Origin of the sequence: Bacillus sp. Au-Bac7, assembly GCF_021341655.1 — a bacterium.
GTDB lineage: Bacteria > Bacillota > Bacilli > Bacillales > Cytobacillaceae > Niallia.
In genome coordinates this window covers 138,072-144,710 of the sequence record NZ_JAJTTG010000007.1, presented here as the reverse complement: position 1 = coordinate 144,710, position 6,639 = coordinate 138,072, and the positions used below count along the sequence as shown (strand labels likewise).

The 6,639-nt window shown below is 40.9% G+C and carries 7 protein-coding genes and 11 tRNA genes; 1 reads left to right on the top strand and 17 read right to left on the bottom strand.

The window, feature by feature from the left end:
* Positions 1–9 precede the first annotated feature (9 nt).
* The 12 genes from LXM54_RS19695 to LXM54_RS19640 form a co-directional block, all read right to left on the bottom strand.
* Positions 10–83 (bottom strand) — tRNA-Gly (locus LXM54_RS19695).
* A gap of 34 nt (positions 84–117) precedes the next feature.
* Positions 118–194, bottom strand: a tRNA-Pro gene (locus LXM54_RS19690).
* A gap of 6 nt (positions 195–200) precedes the next feature.
* Positions 201–277 (bottom strand) — tRNA-Arg (locus LXM54_RS19685).
* A gap of 66 nt (positions 278–343) precedes the next feature.
* Positions 344–427, bottom strand: a tRNA-Leu gene (locus LXM54_RS19680).
* A 54-nt stretch (positions 428–481) separates the two neighbouring features.
* Positions 482–566, bottom strand: a tRNA-Leu gene (locus tag LXM54_RS19675).
* Between the two features lie 17 nt (positions 567–583).
* Positions 584–659 (bottom strand) — tRNA-Lys (locus tag LXM54_RS19670).
* 7 nt (positions 660–666) lie between these two features.
* Positions 667–741: transfer RNA gene (locus LXM54_RS19665), tRNA-Gln, on the bottom strand.
* Positions 742–751: 10 nt separating this feature from the next.
* Positions 752–827 (bottom strand) — tRNA-Asp (locus LXM54_RS19660).
* A 38-nt stretch (positions 828–865) separates the two neighbouring features.
* Positions 866–937, bottom strand: a tRNA-Glu gene (locus LXM54_RS19655).
* A gap of 12 nt (positions 938–949) precedes the next feature.
* Positions 950–1,040: transfer RNA gene (locus LXM54_RS19650), tRNA-Ser, on the bottom strand.
* A gap of 10 nt (positions 1,041–1,050) precedes the next feature.
* Positions 1,051–1,125: transfer RNA gene (locus tag LXM54_RS19645), tRNA-Asn, on the bottom strand.
* 182 nt (positions 1,126–1,307) lie between these two features.
* Positions 1,308–1,778, bottom strand: a complete 471-nt coding sequence (locus LXM54_RS19640) for a SprT family protein (RefSeq protein ID WP_233316931.1) — start codon at positions 1,776–1,778, stop codon at positions 1,308–1,310.
* Positions 1,779–1,937: 159 nt separating this feature from the next.
* Between LXM54_RS19640 and cmpA the strand changes: the two genes are divergently transcribed.
* A complete protein-coding gene (cmpA, locus tag LXM54_RS19635) occupies positions 1,938–2,051 on the top strand; it encodes a cortex morphogenetic protein CmpA (RefSeq protein ID WP_233316930.1) in 114 nt (37 codons plus the stop codon).
* Between the two features lie 53 nt (positions 2,052–2,104).
* Here cmpA and LXM54_RS19630 read toward each other — a convergent pair whose 3' ends face one another.
* From LXM54_RS19630 to LXM54_RS19610, 5 genes are all read right to left on the bottom strand, one after another.
* Positions 2,105–4,279: a Tex family protein gene (locus LXM54_RS19630; protein ID WP_233316929.1), complete on the bottom strand. Its 2,175-nt coding sequence runs from the start codon at positions 4,277–4,279 to the stop codon at positions 2,105–2,107.
* A 139-nt stretch (positions 4,280–4,418) separates the two neighbouring features.
* Positions 4,419–5,015 (bottom strand): PP2C family serine/threonine-protein phosphatase, encoded by a 597-nt coding sequence (locus tag LXM54_RS19625; protein WP_233316928.1) that lies wholly within the window; start codon positions 5,013–5,015, stop codon positions 4,419–4,421.
* Positions 5,012–5,809 (bottom strand): RNA polymerase sigma factor SigB, encoded by a 798-nt coding sequence (gene sigB, locus LXM54_RS19620; protein WP_233316927.1) that lies wholly within the window; start codon positions 5,807–5,809, stop codon positions 5,012–5,014. Before sigB ends, LXM54_RS19625 begins: the two co-directional genes overlap by 4 nt.
* Positions 5,787–6,260 carry an anti-sigma B factor RsbW gene (gene rsbW / locus LXM54_RS19615; RefSeq protein WP_233316926.1) on the bottom strand — a complete coding sequence of 158 codons (474 nt, stop codon included), beginning with the start codon at positions 6,258–6,260 and terminating at the stop codon, positions 5,787–5,789. Before rsbW ends, sigB begins: the two co-directional genes overlap by 23 nt.
* Positions 6,257–6,589, bottom strand: a complete 333-nt coding sequence (locus tag LXM54_RS19610) for an anti-sigma factor antagonist (protein ID WP_233316925.1) — start codon at positions 6,587–6,589, stop codon at positions 6,257–6,259. The genes rsbW and LXM54_RS19610 overlap by 4 nt, the downstream gene beginning before the upstream one ends.
* Positions 6,590–6,639 lie beyond the last annotated feature (50 nt).

The following is a 6,639-nucleotide window of genomic DNA, read 5'->3' as shown; positions in this document are numbered from 1 at the left end:
TAGATAAATTGGAGCGGGTGATGAGAATCGAACTCACGACATCAGCTTGGAAGGCTGAGGTTTTACCATTAAACTACACCCGCATTTAAATTATAATTTCTTAAATCAACTTGATAATGGTCGGGAAGACAGGATTCGAACCTGCGACCCCTTGGTCCCAAACCAAGTGCTCTACCAAGCTGAGCTACTTCCCGCTAATATGGCGCGCCCGAAAGGAGTCGAACCCATAACCTTCTGATCCGTAGTCAGACGCTCTATCCAATTGAGCTACGGGCGCATATCCACGAAAGCGACTTTACTATCATATAATGTTTATATCTGGTTGTCAAGTGTCTTTTAAAGATGCGGCCGAGAGGACTTGAACCTCCACGGGGTTAACCCCCACTAGGCCCTCAACCTAGCGCGTCTGCCATTCCGCCACGACCGCACTATATTAGATAACCTTCATCATACTACAATAAACGATTTCGTTTAAAATTCATGGTGCGGGTGAAGGGAGTCGAACCCCCACGCCTTGCGGCGCTAGATCCTAAGTCTAGTGCGTCTGCCAATTCCGCCACACCCGCGAATCTACAATAATAAATGGTGAGCCATGCAGGATTCGAACCTGCGACCCTCTGATTAAAAGTCAGATGCTCTACCAACTGAGCTAATGGCTCTTGAAAATGGCTGGGCTAGCTGGATTCGAACCAACGAGTGACGGAGTCAAAGTCCGTTGCCTTACCGCTTGGCTATAGCCCACCAACAAAAATGGCGGTCCCGACGGGAATCGAACCCGCGATCTCCTGCGTGACAGGCAGGCATGTTAACCGCTACACCACGGGACCATTTCGCTTTTTGCATAATGTTTATTAAATTAATAAAGTGACCCATACGGGATTCGAACCCGTGTTACCGCCGTGAAAGGGCGGTGTCTTAACCGCTTGACCAATGGGCCATTAAAAAATAATGGCGGAGAAGGAGGGATTTGAACCCTCGCGCCGCTATCGCGACCTACACCCTTAGCAGGGGCGCCTCTTCAGCCTCTTGAGTACTTCCCCGAAAAAACAATGGCTCCGCAGGTAGGATTCGAACCTACGACCGCTCGGTTAACAGCCGAGTGCTCTACCACTGAGCTACTGCGGAATAATGTTTATTCTATAAAGCTTGTCTTCTAGAGAACTTCGTTAGTTCGTCGCTCTCTCTTGTCGACTCTTTACATTATAGGCAGGTATATATTAAAAGTCAAGCGTATTTCTAAAACTTTTTTTAAAACGAATCTGAACATGCCTTCACTGCATATAAATGCCTTATAAACACTGTAATTTCTAGCTGTTTCTTATCTCCTCAAGACTCAATTTCCCTCTGCATTTCCCGCAAACATACTTTTTCATATCTACTTTTTTTCGGCGAAAATAAATTTGATTACATGATTGGCATCTGTATATGAGTGTTCGCTTTGGTTTGTTTTGCGTTTTTTCCTGCGGCAAGGAAGAACAAAAACGGGGCCCCCCAACTTTTCGCAGCAAGTTTTTAAAATCAGCATCCTTATGCTGATAGCCTTTTTTATTTATATGAAGATGGTAATGACACAGCTCATGTTTAATAATTCCGATTAGTTCCTCCATCCCCAATTCATCTAAGTACTTTCTATTGATCTCAATATTGTGGCTGTTCAGTAAATATCTGCCTCCAGTTGTCCTGAGTCTCGGGTTAAAGGATGCTTTATGCATAAACGGTATTTTAAAATGAGTGTTTGACAATTCTTCCACTAACAATTGCAGCTCCTGATCAGTCAATAGTGTCCCCTCCTCAACAAGACAAATATTATAGCATATGATGATTTAAGCATCAGCAATTCGTAACTACTAGGATTTATATTTCCTTTACTAAGCTGGGTTTAGCAGCAACTGCGCTTCATCTATTTTTTCAGCACATTACAAAGGGGGTATAAGCTTATGCCTACATGGCTGCAAAATCAAATTAAAAAGGCGTTTTATGAAAAAAACACCTACCAAGTCAGGTTGCTTAACCAATGCTGGTATTATTATAGAAGAAAAAATTGCTCATGAAAATAAAAAACCAAAGGACTAAGCATGTCCTTTGGTTTTTTCAGCATTGGCAATTATGCTTTTGGCGGCAGCATAGTCAAAGCGACTCTTCCTTTATTATGATCAATACCGTCGACCCATACTGTGACCACATCGCCTACACTCACTATATCCAATGGGTGCTTAACAAACTTATTGCTGAGTTTTGAGATATGAACCAAACCGTCCTGCTTAACGCCGATATCAACAAAGGCACCAAAGTCAACAACATTCCGGACAGTCCCTTGAAGCTCCATGCCTGCTTGTAAATCTTCAAGCTTCAAAACATCCGTTCTAAGGAGCGGTGCTGCAAGTTCATCCCTCGGGTCACGACTTGGACGCATTAAAGCATCGACAATATCACCTAAAGTCAACTCACCGATTCCAAGCTCAGCTGAAACCGCCTTTATATTAAGACCGCTTAATGCTTCCTTCAATTCATCTGTCCCAATTTGTTTAGAATCAAAACCGATTTTTTTCAACAGGGCCTTCACTTCATCATAATGCTCCGGATGTATTCCTGTTCTGTCTAACGGTTCATCACCGTCTAATATGCGCAAAAAGCCGATTGCCTGTTCATATGTTTTCGCACCGAGCCTCGGAATCTTCTTTAGCTGCTTTCTGTTTGTAAACTTTCCTTCTTCTTCTCTCTTTTTAACAACATTATTAGCTACCGCTTTAGAAAGACCAGCAACATATTGCAAAAGAGAAGAAGATGCCGTATTTACATTAACCCCAACTTTATTTACGCTCGTTTCAACGACAAATCCAAGAGATTCGGACAGTTTTTTCTGAGACACATCATGCTGATATTGTCCAACGCCGACTGACTTCGGATCAATTTTCACTAGTTCTGCCAAAGGATCTTGAAGCCTTCTTGCAATGGATACTGCACTTCTTTCCTCTACTTGAAAGTTCGGGAACTCCTCCCTGGCAATTTCTGAAGCTGAGTATACACTCGCCCCTGCCTCATTGACAATCAGATAGAATATTTCCTTGTCTTGCTTCTTAATCTGCTCGGCAACAAATTGTTCTGTTTCCCTGGAGGCTGTTCCATTCCCTACAGCAACCATTTCAATTTTATATTTTGTTAACAGCTCTTGAAACTTAGCAGCTGCTTCTTTCGCTTTCGAGACCGGGGGATGAGGATAGATAACTCCTATTTCTAACACCTTACCCGTTTCATCTACGACTGCTAATTTACAGCCTGTCCTGTAAGCTGGATCGACTCCTAACACCATTTTCCCTTTTAGAGGCGGCTGTAGCAGCAGATTCCGAAGATTTTCCGAGAAGATATGAATTGCTTGCTCCTCGGCTTTTTCTGTCAGCTCTCCTCGAAGTTCCCTCTCAATAGAAGGCTGTATAAGTCTCTTATAGCTGTCTTCAATTGCAGCTTTAATCGTGTCATGAGACGGGGAACCTTCTCTTTTCATCCATTTTTTTTCGAGATAGCTGACAATTGTATCAACAGGCGCCTTAATGGATACTTTCAATATGTCTTCTTTCTCGCCTCGATTTAACGCCAATGTACGATGAGGTACAATTTTGTTTAAAGGCTCCTCATATTCATAGTACATTTCATAAACATTTTTTTCATCTTTATCAGCATCTTTAGCACTTGATGCGATAAGTCCTCCTTGAAATGTTTTATTTCGTATCCATTTCCTGCTGTCAGCATCATCTGATACTACCTCTGCAATAATATCCCTTGCACCTGCGATGGCATCTTCAGCTGTCAGCACTTCTTTTTCTTCTGAAATATATTTAACTGCCTCTTGTTCTATAGGAGAGCTACCGTTATATTCAAGCAGCCATTGAGCAAGTGGCTCTAACCCTTTTTCCTTTGCAATTGTAGCTTTAGTTCGTCTTTTAAGCTTATAAGGACGATATAAGTCCTCTACTTCTTGCAGCTTAACAGATGCTGAAATACTCTTTCGCAATTCTTCTGTAAGCTTTCCTTGTTCATCTATCAACCGTATAACTTCTTCTTTCCTCTGCTCCAGGTTCTGAATATAATGATATCGGTCCATAATATCCTTTATCTGCACTTCGTCTAAAGCACCGGTTTGCTCCTTGCGGTAACGGGCGATGAAGGGCACTGTATTCCCCTCTTCTAAAAGCGCAAGAACACTAGATACTTGTTTTTTCGTGATTGATTGCTCCTTCGCAATCATATTTTGATAATCCTCTTTAATTAAAACTTTCTCCATACGAACTACCACTGTCCTTCCTTATATGTATCATAAAGAGTTGCTTCCTTCATATTACTATATATTGAATGAAATTATCTAACCCTATCATCCCAAAATAAGGTATATCAAACTTTAAAAGACAAAAAAAAAGCTTACATTAAAGCAAGCTTCCTAAAATAAAGGTAGAATCATCATCTGAATTATTATATTTTTTGGCGATTGTATCGGCAATATTACGCAATGGGTGATAGCCCTTCAGTAAATCCTTCACTCCTTGAATATTATAGCCGTCTGAATGGACAAGGAACTTCGAATTAGCTTCATATGAAAAAATTTGAGTATGATAAACTTGTGGTCTTCCTGACAGATAACCTGTTACAGGAAGCGGGTAGGTGAGTTTTCCGCCGGAAGTGTACAAGAAAAACCGGATATTTCCGACACAGCTGTACTTAATGCTTTTCGATTCATAATCCACTTTGAAAACACTAACAGCGGCACCTCTTTTCTTAAGAAGAGCCTTGTTTGCCAACTCCATCAATTCTTCCACGTCTGCAGTGTGATTACCTTCAATTACGTCTGCTACCGCTTGGGATGATTCATTGGCAAACTCTCCACTCCCCAGGCCATCTGCAAGCACACAGATAAAGTATTCTTCTGTCGATAGAAAAAAATAGCTGTCACCACATAATGTTTTACCTTGCTTGTTCGTCTGATGTGCTAAAACTTGAATGTTGGAGTCAGCTATAGCAGTCATAGAATAAACTCCGAATTGCTGGATTCAGCATGAATCGCTTCCTGGAGTTTTTTAATCGCCCTTCTTTGCAGTCTGGAGACATGCATTTGGGAAATTCCGAGCTTGTCACCAGCTTCCTTCTGGCTCATATTATCCAGGTATGTATATTGAATGATACTCTTTTCCCTCTCACTCAATACATGCAGCACTTTTTCAAGCACAAGCTTTTGATTGACACGCTCAAAGCCTTTATCTACATCCCCTACAATATCAAGCAAGGTTACTGTACCGCCCTCAGAGTCTGCCTCGATGGAATGGTCAACAGATAAAGCTTGGTAGCTTTTACCCATCTCCATTGCCTCAAGCACTTCCTCTTCAGAGACTTCTAGATAGTCAGCAATTTCATCAACTTTTGGTGATCTTTGTAATTCAGTTGTTAAATGCTCTACTGTTTTCTTTATTTTCGGACCAATCTCTTTTATTCTTCTAGGAACATGGACACTCCACGTCTTGTCTCGTAAGAATCTTTTTATCTCACCTATAATAGTCGGCACAGCAAATGCTTCAAAGCTTTTCCCAAAACTTTCGTCATATCTGCGAATAGCTCCGAGCAGCCCGATTATGCCTACCTGGCTGATATCCTCATGAAACATTTTTCCTTTAGAGTACTTTCTTGCCAGCACTTCTACTAAATCCCGATAATTCATCACAAGTATATTCTGGGCTTCCTCATCTTGATTTAGCTGGAATTTTTTTATTAGCTCATTTACTTCTTCTTTTGTTAATTGGCGCTTAGGTTGAGATTGTCTCGGCATCACTCTCCACCTGCTCTCCCTCAAGGTATTTCGTCATCAAGACCGTAACACCTTCATTGTGATGAATTTTAACTTCATCCATTAGTGTTTCAATCAGATAGAGTCCAAGGCCTCCTTCTCGAAGGAACTCAATAGATTCATCCTGATCGTATGGTCCGATATCTTTTGTTGTGCTGTCAAAATCAAAGCTTTTTCCATTATCAGCAACAATAACCTCTAGACGGTCATTATAAAGTCGAAACCCAATCAGCACTTCCCCTGACTCTTTATTTTTATAAGCATGCTGAACAGCATTTGTACATGCTTCACTTGTGGCAATTTTCAAGTCCTCAATCTCATCGTAATTAAATCCCATTCTGCTTGCAATTCCGGAAAGGGTTAACCGAATGATACCTACATACTCTGGTTTTGAAGGGATTTTCATTTCAATGTATTCAAAATGCTGGCTCATTTAATCCCACCTTCAATCTTACTGTTAATGTCGATAATATCTGCTAAACCTGTTATTTCAAACAGCCTGATTAGGCGTTCAGATAAGCCGATAAGCTTAAATTCTCCATCGTTTGAACGTACATTTTTAAAGACGCCAACAAATACTCCAAGACCTGTGCTGTCCATATAATTTACATCTGATAAGTCTATAGTCATCCTTACACCCTCTTTTTCAGAGAAGGAATAAATTGTTTCTTTTAATTTCGGTGCTGTATATGCGTCAATTTCACCAGCCACCTTAATATCAACATCTAACTCTTTTTCGTTTACATCTATCACAATATTCATGTACGACCCACCTTTAACATTCTAATGTCTTAGATAAATACCCGATGCGC

Excerpts from the sequence above, each read along its gene's own strand:
- LXM54_RS19625 (WP_233316928.1), bottom strand. The coding sequence starts at position 5,015 with ATGACTGCTATAGCTGACTCCAACATTCAAGTTTTAGCACATCAGACG.
- sigB (WP_233316927.1), bottom strand. The coding sequence starts at position 5,809 with ATGCCGAGACAATCTCAACCTAAGCGCCAATTAACAAAAGAAGAAGTA.
- cmpA (WP_233316930.1), top strand. The coding sequence starts at position 1,938 with ATGCCTACATGGCTGCAAAATCAAATTAAAAAGGCGTTTTATGAAAAA.
- LXM54_RS19630 (WP_233316929.1), bottom strand. The coding sequence starts at position 4,279 with ATGGAGAAAGTTTTAATTAAAGAGGATTATCAAAATATGATTGCGAAG.
- rsbW (WP_233316926.1), bottom strand. The coding sequence starts at position 6,260 with ATGAGCCAGCATTTTGAATACATTGAAATGAAAATCCCTTCAAAACCA.
- LXM54_RS19610 (WP_233316925.1), bottom strand. The coding sequence starts at position 6,589 with ATGAATATTGTGATAGATGTAAACGAAAAAGAGTTAGATGTTGATATT.